General features: G+C 71.1%; 14 protein-coding genes. 10 read left to right on the top strand and 4 right to left on the bottom strand.

Annotated elements, in window-relative coordinates:
• Window positions 1-69 precede the first annotated feature (69 nt).
• The 10 genes from V2S66_RS07815 (at window position 70) to tuf (ending at window position 15,643) form a co-directional block, all read left to right on the top strand.
• Window positions 70-924 carry an SCO4651 family lipoprotein gene (locus V2S66_RS07815; protein WP_330793775.1) on the top strand — a complete coding sequence of 285 codons (855 nt, stop codon included), beginning with the start codon at window positions 70-72 and terminating at the stop codon, window positions 922-924.
• A 312-nt stretch (window positions 925-1,236) separates the two neighbouring features.
• Window positions 1,237-1,767, top strand: coding sequence for a 50S ribosomal protein L10 (gene rplJ, locus V2S66_RS07810; protein WP_330793774.1), 531 nt, complete (start codon window positions 1,237-1,239; stop codon window positions 1,765-1,767).
• A 131-nt stretch (window positions 1,768-1,898) separates the two neighbouring features.
• On the top strand, window positions 1,899-2,285 hold the full coding sequence (rplL, locus tag V2S66_RS07805; RefSeq protein WP_330793773.1) for a 50S ribosomal protein L7/L12: 387 nt from the start codon (window positions 1,899-1,901) through the stop codon (window positions 2,283-2,285).
• 505 nt (window positions 2,286-2,790) lie between these two features.
• Window positions 2,791-6,276 (top strand): DNA-directed RNA polymerase subunit beta, encoded by a 3,486-nt coding sequence (rpoB, locus tag V2S66_RS07800; protein WP_330793772.1) that lies wholly within the window; start codon window positions 2,791-2,793, stop codon window positions 6,274-6,276.
• A gap of 106 nt (window positions 6,277-6,382) precedes the next feature.
• On the top strand, window positions 6,383-10,282 hold the full coding sequence (locus V2S66_RS07795; protein ID WP_330793771.1) for a DNA-directed RNA polymerase subunit beta': 3,900 nt from the start codon (window positions 6,383-6,385) through the stop codon (window positions 10,280-10,282).
• 233 nt (window positions 10,283-10,515) lie between these two features.
• On the top strand, window positions 10,516-10,953 hold the full coding sequence (locus tag V2S66_RS07790; RefSeq protein ID WP_330793770.1) for a DUF1707 and DUF4190 domain-containing protein: 438 nt from the start codon (window positions 10,516-10,518) through the stop codon (window positions 10,951-10,953).
• Window positions 10,954-11,285: 332 nt separating this feature from the next.
• A complete protein-coding gene (gene rpsL, locus V2S66_RS07785; protein ID WP_014144289.1) occupies window positions 11,286-11,657 on the top strand; it encodes a 30S ribosomal protein S12 in 372 nt (123 codons plus the stop codon).
• Between the two features lie 2 nt (window positions 11,658-11,659).
• A complete protein-coding gene (rpsG, locus tag V2S66_RS07780; protein WP_205044586.1) occupies window positions 11,660-12,130 on the top strand; it encodes a 30S ribosomal protein S7 in 471 nt (156 codons plus the stop codon).
• Window positions 12,131-12,168: 38 nt separating this feature from the next.
• The gene (gene fusA / locus V2S66_RS07775) at window positions 12,169-14,298 is read left to right on the top strand and encodes an elongation factor G (protein ID WP_330793769.1); all 2,130 of its coding nucleotides are present in this window, start codon (window positions 12,169-12,171) and stop codon (window positions 14,296-14,298) included.
• Window positions 14,299-14,449: 151 nt separating this feature from the next.
• Window positions 14,450-15,643 (top strand): elongation factor Tu, encoded by a 1,194-nt coding sequence (gene tuf / locus V2S66_RS07770; protein WP_073492364.1) that lies wholly within the window; start codon window positions 14,450-14,452, stop codon window positions 15,641-15,643.
• Window positions 15,644-15,759: 116 nt separating this feature from the next.
• On the opposite strand, the gene V2S66_RS07765 is transcribed toward tuf, so the two are convergent.
• The 4 genes from V2S66_RS07765 to V2S66_RS07750 all read right to left on the bottom strand — a co-directional run bounded on the left by V2S66_RS07765 (window position 15,760) and on the right by V2S66_RS07750 (window position 24,894).
• Complete coding sequence (locus V2S66_RS07765; protein WP_330793768.1) at window positions 15,760-18,045, bottom strand: glycosyltransferase; 2,286 nt, start codon at window positions 18,043-18,045, stop codon at window positions 15,760-15,762.
• A 2-nt stretch (window positions 18,046-18,047) separates the two neighbouring features.
• A complete protein-coding gene (locus V2S66_RS07760; RefSeq protein ID WP_330793767.1) occupies window positions 18,048-22,217 on the bottom strand; it encodes an NACHT domain-containing protein in 4,170 nt (1,389 codons plus the stop codon).
• Between the two features lie 61 nt (window positions 22,218-22,278).
• Window positions 22,279-22,989 (bottom strand): hypothetical protein, encoded by a 711-nt coding sequence (locus tag V2S66_RS07755; protein ID WP_330793766.1) that lies wholly within the window; start codon window positions 22,987-22,989, stop codon window positions 22,279-22,281.
• A gap of 147 nt (window positions 22,990-23,136) precedes the next feature.
• Window positions 23,137-24,894: a PIG-L family deacetylase gene (locus tag V2S66_RS07750; RefSeq protein ID WP_330793765.1), complete on the bottom strand. Its 1,758-nt coding sequence runs from the start codon at window positions 24,892-24,894 to the stop codon at window positions 23,137-23,139.
• Between the last annotated feature and the right edge of the window lie 102 nt (window positions 24,895-24,996).

Raw genomic sequence — 24,996 nt, 5'->3', positions numbered from 1 at the left:
GTGCCGCCGGGGCGGTCGGCTGCGCGAAGCAGTCCGGCCGGCGGACACGAGTACGGGGTGGGCGACGGCATGAGGACACGCGTGCTCGCGGCCTGCGCGGCGGTCGCCGCGACTGCGGTGGCGCTCGCCGGATGCTCGTCGGGCCCGGCCGCGCCGCGGCGCGCGGTACGCCCGGTGCCGGTTCCCTTCTCGGCCTCCCCGGTGCCGGTGACCCCGGACCCGGGCCGCGCCGCGCGTACCGCGCTCATGCGGCGGCTCGCGGCCTACGGCGACGCCAGGCAGTCCCTCGTCGCCACCGAGAACGTGGCCTGGGACGGCCGGAAGGTCCGCTTCGACGGCCTGTTCACCTGGGGCTCCCGACCGGCCATGGACGTCCGGGCGCCGACCGCGCAACTGGCGATGCAGGAGCTGAGCGCCTCCGACACGACGGAGGTGCTGCTGGTGGACGGCGCGTTCTACTACGGGGTCGGGCCCCGGCCCAGCGGCGCGCTGCGGGGAAGGCACTGGATGAAGGTCCCGGTTCCGAGGCTGTCGGAAGAGGGGCTGCAGGCCAACCCGCTCGACGGGCTGTGGATGGCGGCGGACGCGGCCGGCGTGATCGACCTGGGTTCGCAGAACGTCGACGGCACGGTCGCCACGCACTACCAGGGCACGGTGGACCGGGCGGCGCTCGCCGCTGACCGGCGTCTGGTCCTGGCCGGGAGCGCCCCGCCCGCCGTCCTGCCCGCCGGCGCCGAGAGCGCGCAGCTGGACGTGTGGGTGGACGCCCGGGGGCGACCGGTCGGGTGGGTGGTCACGTGCGGACCCGGGCGGTCGATCTCGGTCGACGTCACGGCCCTCGGCGGCCCTCGGAGCATCGCCGCGCCTCCCGTCGCGGACACCGCCGACGCGGCGGCGGTCGGCGGTCGGCCCGCGGCTGCCTGAACCGCCGCCCCGCGGCCCGCGGGCGCCCGCCGGAGGCGATTTGCCCCGCGGGGACCGGGTCCCGTACGCTGCTCGGGAAGCCAAAGACCGCTGGTTGTCGCCGTGCCCCGAAAGGGACAGGGCGGCCGAAGGATCCGCTGGATGCGGACGGCCCGCGCAGGTGACCGTGGATGATCTCCGGAACCGTACGCCTCGTGTGTGCGTGTCCGTCGAGTCTCGCCCCGTGCGCCTGCGCTCGGGGCGTTTGTTTTCGCCGAGGAGAGTCCCTTCACGCCGGGCGGTCCGCAATCACCCGGAAGGAGGCCGAGACTCATGGCGAGGCCTGACAAGGCTGCCGCGGTTGCCGAGTTGACGGATCAGTTCCGCTCCTCGAACGCCGCTGTGCTGACCGAGTACCGCGGTCTCACCGTGGCGCAGCTCAAGACGCTGCGCCGTTCGCTCGGTGAGAACGCCACGTACGCCGTGGTGAAGAACACGCTGACCAAGATCGCGGCCAACGAGGCCGGGATCAGCACGCTCGACGACCTGTTCGCGGGTCCGTCGGCCGTCGCCTTCGTGACCGGTGACCCGGTCGAGGCGGCGAAGGGTCTGCGCGACTTCGCCAAGGACAACCCCGCTCTCGTCATCAAGGGCGGTGTCCTTGACGGCAAGGCGCTGTCCGCCGACGAGATCAAGAAGCTTGCGGACCTCGAGTCCCGCGAGGTTCTGCTCGCCAAGCTGGCGGGCGCCATGAAGGGCAAGCAGTCCCAGGCTGCCGCGCTCTTCCAGGCGCTTCCCTCGAAGTTCGTCCGCACCGCGGACGCGCTTCGTGCCAAGCGGGCCGAGCAGGGCGGTGCCGAGTAATTCGGCTCGCACAATGACCGCCGCGTGAGGCCGTAGCAGTACGGCGCAGCGCGGAGGTCGCCGCGGGCCTGACGTACGCCCGCCGACATGTACACCCGGCACCAGCCGATTGAATGGAAGGACCCGCCACCATGGCGAAGCTCAGCCAGGACGACCTGCTCGCGCAGTTCGAAGAGATGACCCTCATCGAGCTCTCCGAGTTCGTGAAGGCGTTCGAGGACAAGTTCGACGTCACCGCGGCCGTCGCCGCCGCCGCCCCCGCTGCGGGTGGCGCGGGCGTCGCCGCCGCCGAGGCCGTCGAGGAGCAGGACGAGTTCGACGTCATCCTCACGGGTGCCGGCGAGAAGAAGATCCAGGTCATCAAGGTCGTGCGCGAGCTGACCTCCCTGGGTCTGAAGGAGGCCAAGGACCTCGTGGACGGCGCTCCCAAGGCCGTCGTCGAGAAGGCCACCAAGGAAGCCGCTGCCAAGGCCAAGGAGGCGCTCGAGGGCGCCGGCGCCTCGGTCGAGGTCAAGTAACACCTGCTCCACCCGCCGCAGGGCGGTCACCCTTCCGGGTGGCCGCCCTGCGGCGTTCTGGATCTCTCCCGGCGACGGGGCCTTGACGTATGGCACGCTTCGCGCAATTCTCAGGACGCGTCGCCACACCGGTCCGGCTCGGGGCCGGTGGCCGTGCAGCACCGGCCGCACTTCTTCGGCATCGGATGCATGGATCGGCGGCGATGCGGGAATGCATGGCTTTGCAGCGTGGTGAGTGCGGATCCGGTTCCATCCGAGGGGAACCGGGGCGCGAGACGGGCGGAGGGGGCGACGATTCGGTACTCCGAATCACAGCTCTGGACATCAGTGGGCCAAGTGGCTACACTGACCCTTTGCGCTGCCTGTTAGCTGCTGCCTGGCCCGTCACCAGCGGCATGCCCATATCTGAGCACCACTGAGAGGGCCCTTCATCAGGGGTTTTCCTCAAGCTCAGGGGCGGACCGGTATGCGCGTAGTGAGTCCGAGCCCTCGGAAGGACCCCCTCTTGGCCGCCTCGCGCAACGCCTCGACTGCCAATTCGAACAACGGCGCAAGCACCGCACCGCTGCGCATCTCTTTCGCGAAGATCCGTGAACCGCTCGAAGTTCCGAACCTCCTCGCGCTCCAGACCGAGAGCTTTGACTGGCTGCTCGGCAACGCCGCGTGGAAGGCCCGGGTCGAGGCGGCCCTGGACAGTGGGCAGGACGTCCCCAGGAAGTCCGGTCTGGAGGAGATCTTCGAGGAGATCTCCCCGATCGAGGACTTCTCCGGGTCGATGTCGCTCACTTTCCGCGACCACCGCTTCGAGCCGCCGAAGAACTCGCTGGACGAGTGCAAGGAGCGCGACTTCACGTACGGCGCGCCGCTCTTCGTCACCGCCGAGTTCACCAACAACGAGACCGGCGAGATCAAGTCCCAGACGGTCTTCATGGGCGACTTCCCCCTGATGACCAACAAGGGCACCTTCTGCATCAACGGCACCGAGCGTGTCGTCGTCTCGCAGCTGGTCCGCTCGCCGGGCGTCTACTTCGACAGCCAGATCGACAAGACGTCCGACAAGGACATCTTCTCCGCCAAGATCATCCCGTCCCGGGGCGCCTGGCTGGAGATGGAGATCGACAAGCGCGACATGGTCGGTGTCCGCATCGACCGCAAGCGCAAGCAGTCGGTCACCGTGCTGCTCAAGGCGCTCGGCTGGAGCACCGAGCAGATCCTGGAGGAGTTCGGCGAGTACGAGTCGATGCGCGCCACCCTGGAGAAGGACCACACCCAGGGCCAGGACGACGCGCTGCTCGACATCTACCGCAAGCTGCGTCCGGGCGAGCCGCCGACCAAGGAGGCCGCCCAGACCCTGCTGGAGAACCTCTACTTCAACCCCAAGCGCTACGACCTGGCGAAGGTCGGCCGCTACAAGGTGAACAAGAAGCTCGGCAGCGACGCGCCGCTGGACGCCGGCGTGCTCACCACCGACGACATCCTGGCCACCATCAAGTACCTGGTGAAGCTGCACGCCGGCGAGACCGAGACCAGCGGTGACAACGGTTCGCAGATCGTGGTCGAGGTCGACGACATCGACCACTTCGGCAACCGCCGCCTGCGCAACGTCGGCGAGCTCATCCAGAACCAGGTCCGCACCGGCCTGGCCCGGATGGAGCGCGTCGTGCGCGAGCGGATGACCACCCAGGACGTCGAGGCGATCACGCCGCAGACCCTGATCAACATCCGGCCGGTCGTCGCCTCCATCAAGGAGTTCTTCGGCACCAGCCAGCTGTCGCAGTTCATGGACCAGACGAACCCGCTGTCCGGCCTGACCCACAAGCGCCGCCTGTCGGCGCTGGGCCCCGGCGGTCTGTCCCGTGAGCGGGCCGGCTTCGAGGTCCGTGACGTGCACCCCTCGCACTACGGCCGGATGTGTCCGATCGAGACGCCGGAGGGCCCGAACATCGGCCTGATCGGCTCGCTCGCCTCCTACGGCCGGGTGAACGCCTTCGGCTTCGTGGAGACCCCGTACCGCAAGGTCGTCGAGGGCGTCGTCACCGACGACGTCGACTACCTGACCGCGGACGAGGAGGACCGCTTCGTCATCGCGCAGGCCAACGCGCCGCTGACCGAGGACCTGCGGTTCGCCGAGTCCCGCGTGCTGGTCCGCCGCCGTGGCGGCGAGATCGACTACATCCCCGGCGACGACGTCGACTACATGGACGTCTCGCCGCGCCAGATGGTGTCGGTCGCGACCGCGATGATCCCGTTCCTGGAGCACGACGACGCCAACCGCGCGCTCATGGGATCGAACATGATGCGCCAGGCGGTGCCGCTGATCAAGAGCGAGGCGCCGCTGGTCGGCACCGGCATGGAGTACCGCTGCGCGGTCGACGCCGGCGACGTGATCAAGGCCGAGAAGGACGGTGTGGTCCAGGAGGTCTCCGCGGACTACGTCACGGTCACCAACGACGACGGCACGTACACCACGTACCGGGTCGCCAAGTTCTCCCGCTCCAACCAGGGCACGTCCTTCAACCAGAAGGTCGTCGTGGACGAGGGCGCCCGCGTGGTGGCCGGCCAGGTGCTGGCCGACGGCCCGTCGACCGACGAGGGCGAGATGGCCCTCGGCAAGAACCTGCTGGTCGCGTTCATGCCGTGGGAGGGTCACAACTACGAGGACGCGATCATCCTGTCGCAGCGCCTCGTGCAGGACGATGTCCTCTCCTCGATCCACATCGAGGAGCACGAGGTCGACGCCCGTGACACCAAGCTCGGCCCGGAGGAGATCACCCGGGACATCCCGAACGTCTCCGAGGAGGTCCTCGCCGACCTCGACGAGCGCGGCATCATCCGGATCGGCGCCGACGTGGTCGCCGGCGACATCCTGGTCGGCAAGGTCACCCCGAAGGGCGAGACCGAGCTGACCCCGGAGGAGCGGCTGCTGCGCGCGATCTTCGGCGAGAAGGCCCGCGAGGTCCGCGACACCTCCCTGAAGGTGCCGCACGGCGAGGTCGGCAAGGTCATCGGCGTCCGCGTCTTCGACCGCGAGGAGGGCGACGAGCTGCCGCCCGGTGTGAACCAGCTGGTGCGCGTGTACGTGGCGCAGAAGCGGAAGATCACCGACGGCGACAAGCTGGCCGGCCGGCACGGCAACAAGGGCGTCATCTCCAAGATCCTGCCGGTCGAGGACATGCCGTTCCTGGAGGACGGCACCCCGGTCGACATCATCCTCAACCCGCTCGGCGTCCCGTCCCGGATGAACCCGGGGCAGGTGCTGGAGATCCACCTCGGCTGGCTCGCGAAGCAGGGCTGGGACGTCTCCGGCATCGGCGAGGAGTGGGCGCGCCGCCTGCAGGCGATCGACGCCGACCAGGTCGCGCCGGGCACCAACGTCGCGACCCCGGTCTTCGACGGCGCCCGCGAGGACGAGATCACCGGCCTCTTCGAGTCCACGGTCCCCAACCGCGACGGCAACCGCATGGTGCTGCCGTCCGGCAAGGCCCGGATGTTCGACGGCCGCTCCGGCGAGCCGTTCCCGGACCCGATCTCGGTCGGCTACATGTACATCCTCAAGCTGCACCACCTGGTGGACGACAAGCTCCACGCCCGCTCCACCGGTCCGTACTCGATGATCACCCAGCAGCCGCTGGGCGGTAAGGCGCAGTTCGGCGGGCAGCGATTCGGCGAGATGGAGGTGTGGGCGCTGGAGGCGTACGGCGCCGCGTACGCACTCCAGGAGCTGCTGACCATCAAGTCCGACGACGTTCTCGGCCGGGTGAAGGTCTACGAGGCCATCGTCAAGGGCGAGAACATCCCCGAGCCCGGCATTCCCGAGTCCTTCAAGGTGCTCATCAAGGAAATGCAGTCCCTCTGCCTCAACGTGGAGGTGCTGTCCTCGGACGGCATGTCCATCGAGATGCGCGACACCGACGAGGACGTCTTCCGCGCCGCGGAAGAGCTCGGTATCGACCTGTCCCGGCGCGAGCCGAGCAGCGTCGAAGAGGTCTGACGGGCCGGCCGCCCGACTCCGGCTCATCCCGGACCGGGCGGCCTCTCCCAGGACCGTCCAGACCATGTTTGACAATCGACGACCCCGAAAGAGGGATTGACGACAAGTGCTCGACGTCAACTTCTTCGACGAGCTGCGGATCGGCCTTGCCACCGCGGACGACATCCGGACCTGGTCGCACGGCGAAGTCAAGAAGCCGGAGACCATCAACTACCGCACCCTCAAGCCGGAAAAGGACGGGCTCTTCTGCGAGAAGATCTTCGGCCCCACCCGGGACTGGGAGTGCTACTGCGGCAAGTACAAGCGTGTCCGCTTCAAGGGCATCATCTGTGAGCGCTGCGGCGTCGAGGTCACTCGCGCCAAGGTGCGCCGTGAGCGGATGGGCCACATCGAGCTCGCCGCGCCCGTCACGCACATCTGGTACTTCAAGGGCGTCCCGTCGCGCCTCGGCTACCTGCTCGACCTCGCCCCGAAGGACCTCGAGAAGGTCATCTACTTCGCGGCGTACATGATCACGTGGGTGGACGACGAGCGCCGCACCCGCGATCTGCCGTCGCTGGAGGCCCAGGTCTCCGTGGAGCGTCAGCAGGTCGAGCAGCGCCGTGACGCCGACGTCGAGGCCCGGCAGAAGAAGCTGGAAGCCGACCTCGGCGAGCTGGAGAACGAGGGCGCCAAGGCCGACGTGCGCCGCAAGGTGCGCGAAGGCGCCGAGCGCGAGATGAAGCAGCTGCGCGACCGCGCCCAGCGGGAGCTGGACCGCCTCGACGAGGTGTGGGCCCGCTTCAAGAACCTCAAGGTCCAGGACCTGGAGGGCGACGAGCTGCTCTACCGCGAGCTGCGCGACCGCTTCGGGACCTACTTCCAGGGCTCGATGGGCGCAGCCGCGCTGCAGAAGCGCCTGGAGTCCTTCGACCTGGAGGAGGAGGCCGAGCGCCTCCGCGAGATCATCCGCACCGGCAAGGGCCAGAAGAAGACCCGGGCGCTCAAGCGCCTCAAGGTCGTCTCCGCGTTCCTGCAGACCACCAACAAGCCCAACGGCATGGTGCTGGACTGCGTCCCGGTGATCCCGCCGGACCTGCGTCCGATGGTGCAGCTGGACGGTGGCCGCTTCGCGACCTCCGACCTGAACGACCTGTACCGCCGCGTGATCAACCGCAACAACCGCCTGAAGCGCCTGCTCGACCTCGGTGCCCCCGAGATCATCGTGAACAACGAGAAGCGGATGCTCCAGGAGGCGGTGGACGCGCTCTTCGACAACGGCCGCCGCGGCCGCCCGGTCACGGGCCCCGGCAACCGTCCGCTGAAGTCGCTGTCCGACATGCTCAAGGGCAAGCAGGGCCGGTTCCGCCAGAACCTGCTCGGCAAGCGCGTCGACTACTCCGCCCGCTCGGTGATCGTCGTCGGCCCGCAGCTCAAGCTGCACCAGTGCGGCCTGCCCAAGGCCATGGCGCTGGAGCTCTTCAAGCCGTTCGTGATGAAGCGCCTGGTGGACCTGAACCACGCGCAGAACATCAAGTCGGCCAAGCGCATGGTCGAGCGCGGCCGCACGGTCGTGTACGACGTGCTGGAAGAGGTCATCGCCGAGCACCCGGTGCTGCTGAACCGCGCACCGACGCTGCACCGCCTCGGCATCCAGGCGTTCGAGCCCCAGCTGGTCGAGGGCAAGGCGATCCAGATCCACCCGCTGGTCTGCACCGCCTTCAACGCCGACTTCGACGGCGACCAGATGGCCGTGCACCTTCCGCTCTCCGCGGAGGCGCAGGCCGAGGCGCGCATCCTGATGCTCTCCTCGAACAACATCCTCAAGCCGGCCGACGGCCGTCCGGTCACCATGCCGACCCAGGACATGGTGCTCGGCCTGTTCTTCCTGACCACGGACTCCGAAGAGCGCGAGATCAGGGGCGAGGGCCGGGCGTTCGGCGCCACCGCCGAGGCGATCATGGCGTTCGACAACCGCGAGCTGTCGATGCAGGCGCCGGTGGACATCCGCTTCCCGGTGGGCACCGTCCCGCCGCGCGGCTGGACCCCGCCGGAGCCCACCGAGGGCGAGGAGCCGTACCAGGTCGGTGACAGCTTCCGGCTGCGCACCACCCTGGGCCGGGCGCTCTTCAACGAGCTGCTGCCCGAGGACTACCCGTTCGTGGACTACGCGGTCGGCAAGAAGCAGCTCTCCGAGATCGTCAACGACCTCGCCGAGCGCTACCCGAAGGTCATCGTGGCGGCGACGCTCGACAACCTGAAGGCGGCGGGCTTCCACTGGGCGACCCGTTCCGGCGTCACCGTGTCGGTCACCGACATCGTCGTGCCCGAGGCCAAGAAGGCGATCATCGCCTCCTACGAGGCGCAGGACGAGAAGGTCCAGAAGCAGTACGAGCGCGGCCTGATCACCAAGCAGGAGCGTTCCGACGAGCTGATCGGCATCTGGACCAAGGCGACCAACGAGGTCGCCGCGGCGATGAACGCCAACTTCCCGAAGACCAACCCGATCTTCATGATGGTCGACTCGGGCGCCCGCGGAAACATGATGCAGATGCGTCAGATCGCGGGTATGCGCGGCCTGGTCTCGAACGCCAAGAACGAGACCATCCCGCGTCCGATCAAGGCGTCCTTCCGTGAGGGCCTGTCCGTGCTGGAGTACTTCATCTCCACCCACGGCGCCCGGAAGGGTCTGGCCGACACCGCGCTGCGCACCGCCGACTCGGGTTACTTGACCCGTCGTCTGGTGGACGTCTCGCAGGACGTCATCATCCGCGAGGAGGACTGCGGCACCGAGCGCGGTCTGAAGCTGCGGATCGCCGAGCGCCAGCCGGACGGCTCGCTGCGCAAGACGGAGGACGTCGAGACCAGCGTGTACGCGCGGATGCTCGCCGAGGACGTGGTGGTGGACGGCAAGGTCGTCGCCCCCGCCAACGTCGACCTCGGCGACGTGCTGATCGACCAGCTGGTGCGGCTGGGGGTCGAGGAGGTCAAGACCCGCTCGATCCTCACCTGCGAGTCGGCCGTCGGCACCTGTGCGTACTGCTACGGACGGTCGCTGGCCACCGGCAAGCTGGTGGACATCGGCGAGGCGGTCGGCATCATCGCCGCCCAGTCGATCGGTGAGCCCGGCACCCAGCTGACCATGCGTACCTTCCACACCGGCGGTGTCGCCGGTGAGGACATCACGCAGGGTCTGCCGCGTGTGGTCGAGCTGTTCGAGGCCCGTGTCCCGAAGGGTGTCGCCCCGATCTCCGAGGCGGCCGGCCGGGTCCGGATCGAGGAGACCGAGAAGACCAAGAAGCTCGTCGTCACCCCGGACGACGGCGCCGAGGAGATCGCCTACCCGATCTCCAAGCGCGTCCGTCTGATGGTGGGCGAGGGCGACCACGTGGAGGTCGGCGAGAAGCTGACCGTGGGCGCCACCAACCCGCACGACGTGCTGCGCATCCTGGGCCAGCGCCAGGTGCAGATCCACCTGGTGCAGGAAGTCCAGAAGGTCTACAACTCGCAGGGCGTGTCGATCCACGACAAGCACATCGAGATCATCATCCGGCAGATGCTGCGCCGCGTGACGATCATCGAGTCCGGCGACGCGGAGCTGCTGCCCGGCGAGCTGGTCGAGCGCGGCCGGTTCGAGACCGAGAACCGCCGCGTGGTGTCCGAGGGCGGTCACCCGGCCTCGGGTCGCCCGCAGCTCATGGGCATCACCAAGGCGTCGCTGGCCACCGAGTCGTGGCTGTCGGCGGCCTCCTTCCAGGAGACCACCCGGGTGCTGACGGACGCGGCGATCCACGCCAAGTCCGACTCGCTGCTCGGTCTGAAGGAGAACGTCATCATCGGCAAGCTGATCCCGGCCGGTACGGGCCTGTCCCGCTACCGCAACATCCGGGTGGAGCCGACCGAGGAGGCCAAGGCCGCGATGTACTCGGCCGTCGGCTACGACGACATCGACTACAGCCCGTTCGGCACCGGCTCCGGCCAGGCGGTGCCGCTGGAGGACTACGACTACGGCCCGTACAACGGCTGAGCGTCGCCCTCCGGGCAGGAAGCGATGAAACGCTGAAACGCTGAGAAGGGGGCGGCGCCCCGGGGAGTGATCCCCGGGGCGCCGCCCCTTTTGTGTGAGATCGACTGCCTGGAGGTGTCGTACGACGCCCCTGGAGGAGACCTTTACCGAATCTTTGCCGGAACCGTCTCGATCCGTCCCCGATCCCGTCCCCGGTGCGCCCGCGGCGGGAAGCGGTTGGGCATGATGGAGGGATGCTGGCGGGTGACGCGGATCGGGAGCGCGTGGTGGAGGTCCTGAAGGACGCCTTCACCGACGGGCGGCTGACCCAGGGCGAGTACGAGGAGCGGATCGACCGCGCCTACCGCTCCAGGACGTACGGCGAGCTGGAGCCGCTGACCCGGGACGTGCCGCGTCCGATGCCCGGGGCGCCGCGGCCGGGCCCGCCGCCGGGCACCAACTCGTACGCGCTGGCGTCGCTGGTCTGCGGGATCGCCGGCGCCTTCATGGTGCTGCCCGCGGTGCCCGCGGTGATCCTCGGGCATCTGGCCAGGCGGCAGATGCGCCGCACCGGCGAGCGGGGCGACGGCATGGCGGTCGGCGGCCTGGTGCTGGGGTACACGGTCTGTGCGCTGCTGCTCACCGCCGTCGTCGCGACGGTCGCGGTGATCGCGGTGATCGCCCACGCCTAGGGTCCGCCCTCCGGATCTCCGCGGGCGCGGGCGCGGGCGCCGCACGGGCGCGGGACCGGTCCGCGCCGGGGCCGGAGCGCGGGCGTGTCCAGCCCGTACGCATTTGTTTTGACCCCAGCGAATGCGATAGGTACGCTCTGACCTTGTGCCTGGGGTGTGCCCGGGTTCTTGTGCGTGCCATCGGACCGCACGAGGACACCGAGGCCATGACACCCGCCACAATGCACTCTTCCGGACTTTCGGATCCGTGCGGGGTGTGCGACACACCCGACCGCGTGGGTCGGTCCCCAGGTTAGTTTTATCGAGATCGGCACACAGAAACCGGAGAAACGGTGCCTACGATCCAGCAGTTGGTCCGCAAGGGCCGGCAGGACAAGGTCGAGAAGAACAAGACGCCCGCGCTGAAGGGTTCCCCCCAGCGTCGTGGCGTCTGCACGCGTGTGTACACGACCACCCCCAAGAAGCCGAACTCGGCGCTGCGCAAGGTCGCCCGTGTGCGCCTGACCAGTGGCATCGAGGTCACCGCTTACATCCCGGGTGAGGGCCACAACCTGCAGGAGCACTCGATCGTGCTCGTGCGCGGTGGTCGTGTGAAGGACCTGCCGGGTGTTCGGTACAAGATCATTCGTGGTTCCCTCGACACGCAGGGCGTCAAGAACCGTAAGCAGGCGCGCAGCCGCTACGGCGCCAAGAAGGAGAAGTAAGCATGCCTCGTAAGGGCCCCGCCCCGAAGCGCCCGGTCATCGTCGACCCGGTTTACGGCTCCCCGCTGGTGACGTCGCTCGTCAACAAGATCCTCCTGCACGGCAAGCGCTCCACCGCGGAGCGCATCGTGTACGGCGCTCTCGAAGGCGTCCGCGAGAAGGCCGGCGCCGACCCGGTCATCACGCTGAAGCGCGCGCTCGAGAACATCAAGCCGACCCTTGAGGTCAAGTCCCGCCGCGTCGGTGGCGCGACCTACCAGGTGCCGGTCGAGGTCCGTCCGGGCCGCCAGAACACGCTGGCGCTGCGCTGGATGGTCGGTTACTCCCGCGCTCGTCGCGAGAAGACCATGACCGAGCGCCTGATGAACGAGATCCTCGACGCCAGCAACGGCCTCGGCGCGTCCGTGAAGCGCCGCGAGGACACCCACAAGATGGCCGAGTCCAACAAGGCCTTCGCGCACTACCGCTGGTAGTCGGAACCCCATCGAGAACCGAGAGAAGACTGAGCCACATGGCCACCACTTCGCTTGACCTGGCCAGGGTCCGCAACATCGGGATCATGGCCCACATCGACGCGGGCAAGACGACGACCACCGAGCGGATCCTGTTCTACACCGGTGTTTCGTACAAGATCGGCGAAGTCCACGACGGCGCTGCCACGATGGACTGGATGGAGCAGGAGCAGGAGCGCGGCATCACGATCACGTCCGCCGCGACGACCTGCCACTGGCCGCTCGATGACGTCGACCACACCATCAACATCATCGACACCCCGGGCCACGTCGACTTCACCGTCGAGGTGGAGCGTTCGCTCCGCGTCCTCGACGGCGCGGTCACGGTGTTCGACGGTGTCGCCGGTGTGGAGCCCCAGTCCGAGACGGTCTGGCGGCAGGCGGACCGCTACGGCGTGCCCCGCATCTGCTTCGTCAACAAGCTGGACCGCACCGGCGCCGAGTTCCACCGCTGCGTCGACATGATCGTGGACCGCCTCGGCGCGGTTCCGCTGGTCATGCAGCTGCCGATCGGCGCCGAGGCCGACTTCAAGGGCGTGGTCGACCTCGTCCAGATGAAGGCGCTGGTCTGGTCCGTCGAGGCGACCAAGGGCGAGATGTACGACGTCGTCGACATCCCGGACACCCACGTCGAGGCGGCCGACGAGTGGCGCGGCAAGCTGCTCGAGGCCGTCGCCGAGCACGACGACGACATGATGGAGCTGTACCTGGAGGGCACCGAGCCCACCCAGGAGCAGCTGATGGCGGCCATCCGCCGCATCACGCTGGCCTCCAAGGGCAGCGCGGACTCCGTCACCGTCACCCCCGTGTTCTGCGGCACCGCGTTCAAGAACAAGGGCGTCCAGCCCCTGCTCGACGCGGTCGTGCGCTACCTCCCGTCGCCGCTGGACGTCGAGGCCATCGAGGGCCACGCGGTCGGCAACGCCGAGGAGATCATCAAGCGCAGGCCCTCGGACGACGAGCCGTTCTCCGGCCTCGCGTTCAAGATCATGAGCGACCCGCACCTGGGCAAGCTCACCTTCGTCCGGGTCTACTCGGGCCGCCTGGAGTCGGGTTCGGCAGTGCTGAACTCGGTCAAGGGCAAGAAGGAGCGCATCGGCAAGATCTACCGCATGCACGCGAACAAGCGTGAGGAGATCGACTCGGTGGGCGCCGGCGACATCATCGCCGTCATGGGCCTGAAGCAGACCACCACCGGTGAGACGCTGTGCGACGACAAGAACCCGGTGATCCTGGAGTCCATGGACTTCCCGGCGCCGGTGATCCAGGTCGCGATCGAGCCCAAGTCCAAGGGTGACCAGGAGAAGCTGGGTGTCGCCATCCAGCGTCTCTCGGAGGAGGACCCCTCCTTCCAGGTCCACTCGGACGAGGAGACCGGCCAGACCATCATCGGCGGCATGGGCGAACTGCACCTCGAGGTGCTGGTCGACCGCATGCGGCGCGAGTTCCGGGTCGAGGCCAACGTCGGCAAGCCGCAGGTCGCGTACCGCGAGACCATCCGCAAGACGGTCGAGCGCGTGGACTACACCCACAAGAAGCAGACCGGTGGCACCGGTCAGTTCGCCAAGGTGCAGATCATGCTCGAGCCGCTCGAGGGTGGCGACGCGACCTACGAGTTCGTCAACAAGGTCACCGGTGGCCGCATCCCCCGCGAGTACATCCCGTCGGTGGACGCGGGCGCGCAGGAGGCCATGAAGTTCGGCATCCTGGCCGGCTACGAGATGGTGGGCGTTCGCGTCACCCTGCTCGACGGCGGCTACCACGAGGTGGACTCCTCCGAGCTGGCGTTCAAGATCGCCGGTTCGCAGGCGTTCAAGGAGGGTGCCCGCAAGGCGAGCCCCGTCCTCCTCGAGCCGATGATGGCCGTCGAGGTCACCACCCCTGAGGACTACATGGGTGATGTCATCGGCGACCTCAACTCCCGCCGTGGCCAGATCCAGGCCATGGAGGAGCGCAGCGGTGCCCGGGTCGTCAAGGGTCTGGTCCCGCTGTCCGAGATGTTCGGCTACGTCGGCGACCTGCGGTCGAAGACCTCGGGCCGGGCCAGCTACTCCATGCAGTTCGACTCCTACGCCGAGGTTCCGCGGAACGTCGCCGAGGAGATCATCGCGAAGGCCAAGGGCGAGTAACCCCGCGTTCCCCACCCCTTAGGCTTGACAGCAGGCTTCGGGGTGTTTCCGGTGCAATCGCACCGGAAGCTCCCCGGCAGTCCGCATTCCAGCAAAGATCACCTGGCGCCGATGAAGCAAGGCGTACAGATCCACTCCCAGGAGGACCCCAGTGGCGAAGGCGAAGTTCGAGCGGACTAAGCCGCACGTCAACATCGGCACCATCGGTCACATCGACCACGGTAAGACGACCCTTACCGCGGCGATCACCAAGGTGCTGCATGACGCGTACCCGGACCTGAACGAGGCTTCGGCCTTCGACCAGATCGACAAGGCTCCTGAGGAGCGCCAGCGCGGTATCACCATCTCCATCGCGCACGTCGAGTACCAGACCGAGTCGCGTCACTACGCCCACGTCGACTGCCCCGGTCACGCGGACTACATCAAGAACATGATCACCGGTGCCGCGCAGATGGACGGCGCGATCCTGGTGGTCGCCGCGACCGACGGCCCGATGCCGCAGACCAAGGAGCACGTGCTCCTGGCCCGCCAGGTCGGCGTCCCCTACATCGTCGTCGCCCTGAACAAGGCCGACATGGTGGACGACGAGGAGATCCTGGAGCTCGTCGAGCTCGAGGTGCGCGAGCTGCTCTCCGAGTACGAGTTCCCGGGCGACGACCTGCCGGTCGTGCGCGTCTCCGCGCTCAAGGCGCTGGAGGGCGACAAGGAGTGGGGCGAGAAGCTCCTCGGCCTCATGTCGGCCGTCGACGAGGCGATCCCGACTCCGGCCCGTGACGTCGAGAAGCCGTTCCTGATGCCGATCGAGGACGTCTTCACGATCACCGGTCGTGGCACCGTCGTCACCGGTCGTATCGAGCGCGGCATCCTCAAGGTCAACGAGACCGTCGACATCATCGGCATCAAGACCGAGAAGACCACCACCACGGTCACCGGTATCGAGATGTTCCGCAAGCTGCTCGACGAGGGTCAGGCCGGTGAGAACGTCGGTCTGCTGCTCCGCGGCATCAAGCGCGAGGACGTCGAGCGCGGCCAGGTCATCATCAAGCCGGGTTCGGTCACGCCGCACACCGACTTCGAGGCCCAGGCGTACATCCTGTCGAAGGACGAGGGTGGCCGTCACACGCCGTTCTTCAACAACTACCGCCCGCAGTTCTACTTCCGTACCACGGACGTGACCGGCGTGGTGACCCTCCCCGAGGGCACCGAGATGGTCATGCCGGGCGACAACACCGCCATGACGGTCGCGCTGATCCAGCCGATCGCCATGGAGGAGGGCCTGAAGTTCGCCATCCGCGAGGGTGGCCGGACCGTCGGCGCCGGCCAGGTCACCAAGATCAACAAGTGACCCTGCGCCTGCGGCGGGCCTGACGCCGTACGCAAGACCCCGCGCCGCCTCCGGGCGACGCGGGGTCTTCGCACGTCCGCGGTCAGAAGCCGCGTCCGGTCAGGAGCCGTGCGCGGTCAGAAGCCCAGCGCGGTGAGCAGCCCGTCCGCCGAGGACGCCCAGGTGAGCCGGCCGGCCAGGTCCGCGCGCAGCTCCTGGGCGCGGGCGAACTCGGCGGCGGGGTCGCGCAGCACCCGGTCGACGGCCCGCGCCCAGGTGTCCACGTCCTTGGCGGAGTCACCGGACATCGGCACCACGCAGCGGCCCGCCGCCTCAGCGCCCAGCGCGTCCCGCAGCAGCTCGCCGAGCCCGCTCTCGCCGCTCACGAGCACCGGCGTGCCCGCCACCAGGGCCTCCAGGCCCGCCAGGCCGAAGCCCTCGGCCCGTGACGGCATCACCACCAGGCTGGCCCGGCCGAGATCGTCGGCGAGCGACTGCGCGTCGGTGGTGTAGTGCCGCGGGACGATCCCCAGCCGGGTGCTGTCCGCCCAGTCCCTGAGCGTGGCGACCTGTGCGGCCGACCCCTGCTCGGGCACTCCCCGCACCACCAGCTCGATACGCCGCAGCTGCGCCTCGTGCCGCCACTCGGCCGCCAGGCCGCACGCCTTGGCGGCCAGGTCCAGGCCCTTGAGCCGGGCGTCCTCGGCGCGGCCGGTCAGCAGCACGGTCACCGGAGTGCCGCCGGGCACCTTGCGGGGCCGCTCGTCGGCCAGGTCGAAGCCCGGGTCGAAACGCAGCGGCTCCTGGTCCTCCGGCCGGGACAGCGAGCCGAGGAACCGGCCGTGCAGCCGCGGTCCGACCGCGACCAGCCGATCCGCGGCCCGGCCCAGGGCCAGCTCGATGTTCCGGCGGGACTCGGCGTCGTACACCGCGTCGTCCGCGTGGTCCGGCTTGTGCCACTCGATCTCGTCCGGGTCCATGTGCACGAAGTGCAGCTTCTTCGCGGAGGGGAAGTGGTCCTCGGCGAGCATCAGCGCCGCCGGCCCGGTGATCCGCCCGTGCCCGATCACCAGGTCGGGGACGACCCCGTCGGGCAGGCCGGGCCGCCGGAACAGCCGGGTCTCCGCGGGCGCGCCGGCCACCGGCGTCCGCACCAGCAGGGTCACCCCGCGCGCCGCGGCGTCGGCCACCTCCTCGGCGGTCGCCTCCAGCACCGTGCAGAACACCTGCACCCGCTGCCCGGCCAGCGCCGTGCACAGCTGCCGGTTCAGGGTGCTCAGGCCGCCGTGCGCGGAACTCCACTCGGTGGCGACCACCAGCGCCGTGCACCGGTGGGCGCCGGCCCCGCGCCGCCCGCCGGCCGCACCGCCCGCGTCCTGCGGCTGCCGCGGGTCGCGCACGTACGAGGCGAACTCCGCGGCGAACAGCCGCAGGTCCTCGCCGTTGGCCACCACCACGCCCAGGTCGGTGAGCTGCTGGAGGTCCTGGGTCCTGGCCGGGAGCCGCTCGCCGGCGGCGATCGACCGCAGCAGCGCCCGGCCGCGGCCGCCGCTGTCCACGTCGACGGCCTCCAGCAGCCGGTCGAAGTGCGCGCGGAACTCCCCCGCCACCGAGCCGAAGGCGGCGTCGACGTCGACCACCCCGGTCTGCCCGTGGTGTTCCACCAGCTCCCGGCAGAGCAGCCCCAGCAGGTAGGGGTGCAGGCCCGACCGGGCGACGAGGCCGGGGAGCACCGCGCTCAGGTCGACCCCCGCCGCCCTGGCCCGGTCCACCAGCGCGCCCGCCTCGGCGGCGGTGAACATGCCCACGTAGGCGCGCTGCGCGATCACCCCGTCCAGGTACGAGCCGCCCGCCGCGTCGGTCTCGATGTCGATGACCGGGCGGCGCGAGACGGTCAGCAGGCCGACCGTGTAGCCGGGCTCGCTGGCCAGGGAGCGCAGCAGCTGGAAGGCGGACAGCTCGGGGAGCACCCGCGGGGCCCGGTCGAAGTCGTCCAGCACGAGGAGCACGTGGAGGTTCCGCCGGCCGACCTCGCGGAAGAACGCGGCGAGCGCGCCGTGCAGGTCGAACCAGCCGCGCGCGGCGCCCACCGCCGCGGACAGCTCGGTGAGGCCGGCGGCGTCCGGGAAGGCCGCGGCGATCTGCCGGGTCACCGCGCCGAACAGGTCGTAGACCGAGCCCTGACCGCCCAGGCCGAGCCCGACGACGGCCAGGTCCGGCCGCTCGCCGTGGGCGAGCTGCCCGAGCGCGTGCGCGACCAGGGCGGACTTGCCGACGCGCCGGTGCCCGAAGAGGCTCAGGTTGCCCGGCCGGCCGGGCTGCCGCCACAGCCCGGTGATCCTGCGGGTCAGCTCGGGCCGTTCGACGAACTGGCCGCCGGTCGGGATCATCCCGACGAAGCGGTACGGGCCGGTCGTGCTCACGTTCACCGTGTCCTCACCCTCGGGCTGCTCTGCGGCCGCTCCGGCGGCCCGAAGTAGCGGCGGAGCCACGCCTCGTAGACGCCGACGACGATCCGGTAGCCGTCGCGTTCGCCGCGCACGATCTGGCGCGCGACCAGGTCCTCCAGCAGGCCGTCGGGGAGCGGCCCGGGGTGGCAGTGCTCGATCTCCCGCAGCGTCGCCGCGCCGCCGTCGGGCAGCTCGCGGGTGGCGTTGGCGACGGCCGCGAGGACGGTCCTGACGTCGGCGGCGGTCCAGCGGGCGTCCGCCGTCGCGGGCGACTCCAGGTTGTCGAAGTCGCCCGCCCGCAGCGCGCTCACCAGGCCGTCCGCGACCTGCGCGACGTCCGCCTCGGTCACCGTGGCGGCCCGCTCGGCGTTCATGTGGTCGACCAGCACCGAGCAGAACCGCTGGATGTAGAAGGGGTTGCCGCCGGAGAGCCGGATGACCTCCTCGACGGCCCGGCCCCGGTAGCGGCTCGGGCCGCCGTCGTCGTGCGGGGCGCTCCCGGCGGGCAGCGGCACCGGCTCCTCGATCAGCGCGCGGGCGCCCGGCTCCGCCAGGTAGCTGACCCGCTCGATGCCGAAGACCCCGAAGGCGTTCGGGTCGGCCGCGATCAGCCGCTCCAGGTCCGACTGGCCGACCAGCACCAGGTGGAAGAGCTGCCGCTCCACGATCGCCTTGAACGCGCGCATGATCGACGCCGGTACGAGCCCCTCCCTGATCCACTGGTCCAGGTACTGGAACTCGTCGATGAAGACCACCCAGGGCGGGCACTGCGGATGCGCCTGCCGGTAGCGGCGGAAGAGGTCGGCGCAGTCCATCACCGGGTCGGGGCTGGCGATCAGCCGCTCCCGGTCGAAGCCGGCCGGCAGCAGCCGGGGGCCGTCGGCTGCGGCCCGGTCGGCGCCGTCGAGGATGCGCCACAGCAGCAGGCCCAGCACCCGCTCGTCCACGCCGTCCGGCCCGGTCGGCAGCAGCTCGCCGAGGTTCCCGACGTCCACCACCGGCAGCCCGTCCTCCTCGGCGAGCAGGCGCATCAACTGCAGCCGGATGGAGGACTTGCCGGTGCGCTTCTGGCCGAAGACCGCGATGCCGACGCCCGGTGAGGCCGCCTCCCGCAGCCGGGCGCGGACCCGCCCCAGCAGCTCGTCGCGGCCGTAGAACATCCTCGGGTCGTCCACCGGGCGGCCCAGCGCGCCGGTGGAGAACGGGTTGGGGTCGATCGGGTCGAAGGCGCGGTCCACGGCGAGCGAGAGCCGGCCCTCGACGGCGGCGGCCGGTGCGCCGCCGCGCGCCGTGTGGCGCAGGGTGAAGGTCACCTCGACAGCGGCCGCGTCGGAGTCCGCCTCGGTGAGGTCGAGGCGGACCGGCACCGTGGCGCTGCCGCCGCCGGGGACCACCGCGGGCAGGTCGACACGCTGGGTGGCCGGCGCGAACCCGCCGGACCCGACCCCGACCTCCAGCCACCCGGACTGCACCGGCGCGCTGCCCTCGGCGTTCCCCACCCGCACCTGGAACGTGACGGTGTCGTCGCGCAGCCGGGCGGCGGGCAGCGCCGCGGTGACGTCGGGGCGCGGCGGCAGGGCGCGGGCCAGCCGCCTGCGGGCGGTGTCGGCCAGCACCTCGATGTGGGCGGCCGCGGGCTCCACCAGTTCCACGGCCAGCGCGGTCGGCGCGGCCGCCACCGTGGCCCGCACCTCCCGGGCGATCCTGACCGCCCCGCGCAGCGCCGCGTCCTGCTGGTCGAACCGCCAGTCGTCGAGCGAGCGGCCCAGCGCGGCGAGCGCGTCGGCCAGGCCGTCCAGGTCGTCGGCGAGGCCCTTGGGGGCTGTCTCGCGCTGCCCGGCCAGCCGCTCGCCCGCCTCGCGCAGCGCGTCCCGGTCCAGCGTGAGCCGGCACAGCGCCGACAGGCCGCGGATCAGCCGGCTCCGGTCGAGCCGCCACTCCTCCGCCAGGTCGGCCCAGGCGTCGGGGGCCGACATCGCGCCGGGAGCGCGGACGGTGAGGAACCGCTCGGCGTAGTCCTTCAGTTCGAGGTCCGCGCGCACGCAGAGGTGGACGAGCGCCGCGGCGTCCTCGTGCGCGGCGAGCAGCGGCACCACCGTCTCGAAGCCGCCGGGGCCGACCTCCCGCAGGTGCCGGAGCAGCGCGTGGGTGACGGCCGGCACGTCCCTGGCGTCCAGATCCCTGTCCTGCGGGTCCGCGCCGAGATAGACCGTGATCGCCAGGGCCAGGTCGCTGCGGTGCCGCTCACGCCGGTCCAGGCAGGTCAGCGCGGCCAGGCACAGGTCGCGGGAGGAGCCGCGGTGCTGGGCCCGCATGCGCAGGGCCAGCCCGATCAGGCCGCGGAAGCGCAGCCGGTCGACGTCCCTGCTCTCCGCGCGGCCGGCGCAGGCCGCCGCCGCGGCGAAGTACACCGCGGGGTCGTGCTCCTGCGCCCGCGGGTCCCAGCTGTACCCGACCCGGCGTATCGCCAGATCCACCTCCGCCGGATCGGCGGGCTGCGGGTGCCGCTCCTCGACGTACTGCGCCAGCGCCGAGGTCGTCCCGGCGAGCGCGGGCCGCAGCTCCGCGGCGGGTGCGCCGCGCTCGGCGTCCTCGGCGAGCATCCGGCGCAACTCCCTGCGCAGTCCGGCGGCGACGGCCGGGCTGACCTCGGCGCAGCGGCGGGCGAGCGCCAGCACCGGTGGCGTGCCCACGTCCAGGCACGCCTCGATCACCGGGCTCGCGTCGGCCATCGCCGACCACATCAGGATCGTCCCGTACCACGACGGGTTGAGGATCTGCTCGGTGAGCGGCGAGACCCGGCGGTCGCCGCGCAGGTACTCCGCGGCCAGGTAGTCGCGCATGCCGTCCAGGGCGAATCCGTACCCGTCGCGCCGGAACGACAGGACGCCGCTCTCGCGCAGCCAGTCGAAGTACTCGCCCAGGAAGCCCGGCGATCCCCTGAGCCCCTCCTCACCCGCCATGATGCGGACCGCCTCGTCGCCGCTGACCCGGCTGCGCCCCCGGGACAGCATCTGCAGCGCCAGGGCGCCCGCGAGCACCGCCCCCCGGCTGCCGAGGCGGTACGAGTGCGGGGACGCGCGCCGTTGGTGCAGCTCCCACACCTGGGCGTAGATGTCGGGCGCGGAGACCCGTTCCAGCGAGTCCTCGTACTGGTAGAGCGAGACGATCAGCCGGAGCACGAGGGGATCGGCGGCCAGCTCCTCCAGGGAGTTCCTGCGGACCCAGCCCAGCACCGACGACTCCGCGCGGTCCGCGGCCTCGCTGACGGGCTCGCGGCCGACGGGCTCGCGGCCGACCGGGACGGGCCGGTCGCGCGGCAGGGCGTACTGCGCGCGGACCAAGTGCCCCATCTGCTCGGGGGTGAGCGGCTGGAGCCACAGGTTCATCGGCTGGTCGAAGCCGAGTTCGAAGCCGAAGCCGGGGTCCGAGCCGGGCGCGGCGGGGAGCGGGCGGGCGGCGAGCGGGCGGGTGGCGACGATCCAGGAGTTCCCCGGGTAGGCGGCCATCTGCTCGCGGAGCCAGGACAGGACGAGGACGCGGTCGTAGGGGTCGACGATCTCGTCGAGAGCGTCGAGCAGCAGGACGCAGCGGCCGCGCGACAGCCAGCGCTGCTTGAGCGGGCCGAGGATCTCCCGTGCGGTCCAGGCGTGCCGGGCGATCTCGGCGATCGAGAGGGCGTGGCTGTGCGCGGCCTCCCGGCAGTCCGGCAGGTTCAGCAGGATGGGCACCGGGCGGCGGCGGGTGCGCATCGAACGGCTGGCCAGGACGGCCGCGAGGTTGCGCAGCACGGTGGACTTGCCGGAGCCGGCGTCGCCGACGAGGACCACGACGTTGCCGCGGGCCGGGCTGAGCAGGCGCAGCAGGGTCTCCTCGGCCGGCAGGACGCCGTCCGGGCCGTAGTGGTCGGCGCCGGCGGCCGACGGCCTGGTGACCGCCGGCCTGGTCGCCACGTTCAGGTCGGTGTACCGGAGACCGGTGTCCGAGCTGTTCTCGCCCCGCCACACCGAGATCCTGGCCCACCGCAGGCGGGCCGGCCCCCGCCAGGAGACGAGCCAGCGGGTGATCAGCAGCCGCACGACGGCCAGCGCGCCGCCGATGCCGACGCTGCCCAGTACGAGCGTCAGTAACTGGAGGTCGTCCATCGCGCCCCCGCCCCCCTTCTGTCGGCCCAGCGCCGGCTCGGTGCCTGCCCGCGCCCGCCGGTCAGCCGGCGAACGCCGCGTCCGTCACGTCGCGTTCGAGACTCGTGCCCAGGTGGCCGTACGTCCGCACGGCCGCGAGCCTGACGATCAGGCAGTAGCGGTCCTGCGAGGCCACGGACCGCGCCAGCTCGCGGTGGGCGCGCTTCAGGAAGTGGACGGCCGCACGGTTGCCGGTCGCACTCTGCCCGCAGATCAGGATGACGGAGGCGGTGGCCTCCGCGGGCGTGAACTTCGCGATGAGCGCGTACTCCTGCTCCCCGCGGTCGAACCGGTACGTGTGGCCGCCGACGAGGAACGCGGCCGCGTCAGGGCCCGCGTCGAAGGGGTGGACGGCGACGCCGGGCAGGTAGGCGGCCAGGTGCCCGCCGGTGCGCGGGTTGGAGCCGGCCAGCGGGCCGCCGACGCAGAACTCGGTGCGGTCGCCGTTGCTGCCGGTGAACGTGCCGGCCGCCGCCACCGACACCTCGCAGCCGAACTCGCCGGCGAGCGTGGCCACGTCGATCATCGCCTGGACGTCCTGGTGCGCGGCGCTGCCGGGCGCGTTGTACTTGTCGTTCATCACGATCAGGCAGGCCCGGCCCGGCGCCATCCCGAAGAAGCGCGCCTTGCGGGTCAGCGCCCGCGCCCGCTTGCCGCGCTCCCAGGCCCACACCAGGACGCCGCTGATGACGCTGGTGGCCAGCCCGATCGCGATGTTCACGATCACCGACACGATCCCCACCCCTGCCTTCGGCCCCGCCGCCAGTCTGCCACCCCTGGCCCGGCGGCAGGCCGGAACCCGGACGGGGGCGGGTGGTCACAGCGCCGGTGCCGCCCCCGGTTCCGCCCGCGGCTGCGGGCGCGGGCTCGGGCGGCGGGGTCAGACGCGCAGGCGGGCGCGGTGGGGGTGGGCGGAGGCGGGGCGGGGGTAGGTGAGGGCGATCGTGCCGTCGGGGGCGAGGACGGCGGCCGGGGGGTCGCTGGGGCGGGGGAGCCCGGTGGGCGGCCGGAGCCGGACCGGGCCGCCGGGGTGGGACTGCGCCCAGTGGTGGACGGTGTCGCGGCCGGAGGCGAAGACGTGCACCCGGCCGGTGGCGTCGGTCAGCACCGCGAGGCCCTCCTGGACCTCCGCGCCGCCCAGGTCGCGCCAGCGGCTCCAGCGGCCGCCGGCCAGCACCCGGGTCGCCACGCCCTTGGCCGCGGTGCGCGCGAAGACGTGCACGCGCCCGTCCGGCGCGGCCACCGCGACGGGCGAGCCGGTGCGCCGCCCGAGGTCGCCCTCGCGGTCCGGCGTGCCCAGCGAGGTCCAGCGGCCGTCCGCCCGGACCACGACGTCCCGCAGGTCGCCGCCGCCGTCGCCGGCCAGCACCGAGAAGCGCAGCGCGAACAGCAGGGTCCGCCCCGAGGCGTCCCGCACCACCGACAGCGCGGGCGCCAGCGGGCCGCCGCCGAGGTCCTGCGGCGGCCCCCACACGCCGGGCGCCGTCTCGTCGCGGCGGGTCGCGCGGGTGCCCAGCACCTCGTACGCGGTGCGGGCGCCGGGCGGCCCGGTGAGCTTGCGGCCCGCGCCGGGGTAGCGGACGCGGGTCGACCGGACCCAGCCCTTGCGGTTGGTCAGCGGCTGGTCGCGTCCCTGCCCGTAGTCGCCGCAACCGCCGGGGTTGCCGCACGCCCAGGTGACGTCCCCGCCGTACTGGAAGAGGAAGCGGCCCTTGAGCGCCACGGTGGCCGGCGGCAGGTCGAACGGCCAGCGCTGGTTGTAGTACCCGCGGTACGCGGTGACGGTGAACGCCGGCACCTCGCCGTCCCGCGCCGCCGCGGACGCCACCCAGCGGTCCATCGCCTTCCAGGCGAAGAGCGCGGCGGCGGTGTGGTCGCGGTGGTCGGAGTAGCCGGGCTGGTCGCTGCTCGTCGGGTGCCGGCGGTCGTGCACCTGCGTGTCCGGGTCCGGGTCGAGGGTCCTGATCAGCGTCGGCCGGTAGCGGTCGAAGATCCCGGCCAGCGCGTCGACGAGCTTGCCGTGCGTCCACGTCGCCCGGCCCGCCGCCCCGGCCGGCGCGCCCTGCGCGTCCACGTACGCCAGCGTCACCCCCGGCTGCTCCCACATCATCGGCAGGCTCGCGGTCGCGCTCAGCTCGTGCATGGAGACCTGCAGGAAGATCAGCGTGGCGTGGCCGAGGGTGTTCGTCTCGGCGTGTATCCCTGGCGCGAGCACGGTCACCTCGCGCCGCCAGGGCGTGAAGTGGGGGAGGCCGAGCATCGTCGCGTACGCCTGGCGCAGGCCCTGGTGGCGGGCCGAGGAGTACGCCGGGCGGTCCCGGTGGTGGCGCACCCGCGGGCCGTACGGTTCGTGGTTGACGCCGGTGGACTCCCCGGCGGTGACGTACACCGAGACCACCGGGGTGCGGGCCTGCAGCGAGTGCAGGGTGTCGGGGTTCATGAAGTACAGGTCGTCGTCCGGGTGGGCGAGCACCTGCACGACGCTCGCGCGGCCGCCCGGTGCGTCGCGGTACGGCTGGGTCGCCCTCGGGTCCGGCAGCGTGCCGTGGCCGCGCGGGGCGGGGGCGCAGCCGGTTGCGGTGGCGGTTGCGGTGGCGGCTGCCGCCGCGAGGAGTGTGCGTCTGCCGATCGGGTCCACACGCCGGATGAGGTTCTCCTGCCCGGAGGGGTTCCCTCCACCCGATGTGACCCCCTTCACCCGGCGGTGCGCCCCCCCAACGCCGCGCCTCGCCCCCTCCCC

Origin of the sequence: Actinacidiphila polyblastidii, assembly GCF_036353415.1 — a bacterium.
Classification (GTDB): domain Bacteria; phylum Actinomycetota; class Actinomycetes; order Streptomycetales; family Streptomycetaceae; genus Actinacidiphila; species Actinacidiphila polyblastidii.
This window is presented reverse-complemented; position numbering and strand designations above follow the sequence as displayed.

Excerpts from the sequence above, each read along its gene's own strand:
- V2S66_RS07815 (WP_330793775.1), top strand. The coding sequence starts at position 70 with ATGAGGACACGCGTGCTCGCGGCCTGCGCGGCGGTCGCCGCGACTGCG.
- rplJ (WP_330793774.1), top strand. The coding sequence starts at position 1,237 with ATGGCGAGGCCTGACAAGGCTGCCGCGGTTGCCGAGTTGACGGATCAG.
- rplL (WP_330793773.1), top strand. The coding sequence starts at position 1,899 with ATGGCGAAGCTCAGCCAGGACGACCTGCTCGCGCAGTTCGAAGAGATG.
- V2S66_RS07790 (WP_330793770.1), top strand. The coding sequence starts at position 10,516 with ATGCTGGCGGGTGACGCGGATCGGGAGCGCGTGGTGGAGGTCCTGAAG.
- rpsG (WP_205044586.1), top strand. The coding sequence starts at position 11,660 with ATGCCTCGTAAGGGCCCCGCCCCGAAGCGCCCGGTCATCGTCGACCCG.
- fusA (WP_330793769.1), top strand. The coding sequence starts at position 12,169 with ATGGCCACCACTTCGCTTGACCTGGCCAGGGTCCGCAACATCGGGATC.
- V2S66_RS07760 (WP_330793767.1), bottom strand. The coding sequence starts at position 22,217 with ATGGACGACCTCCAGTTACTGACGCTCGTACTGGGCAGCGTCGGCATC.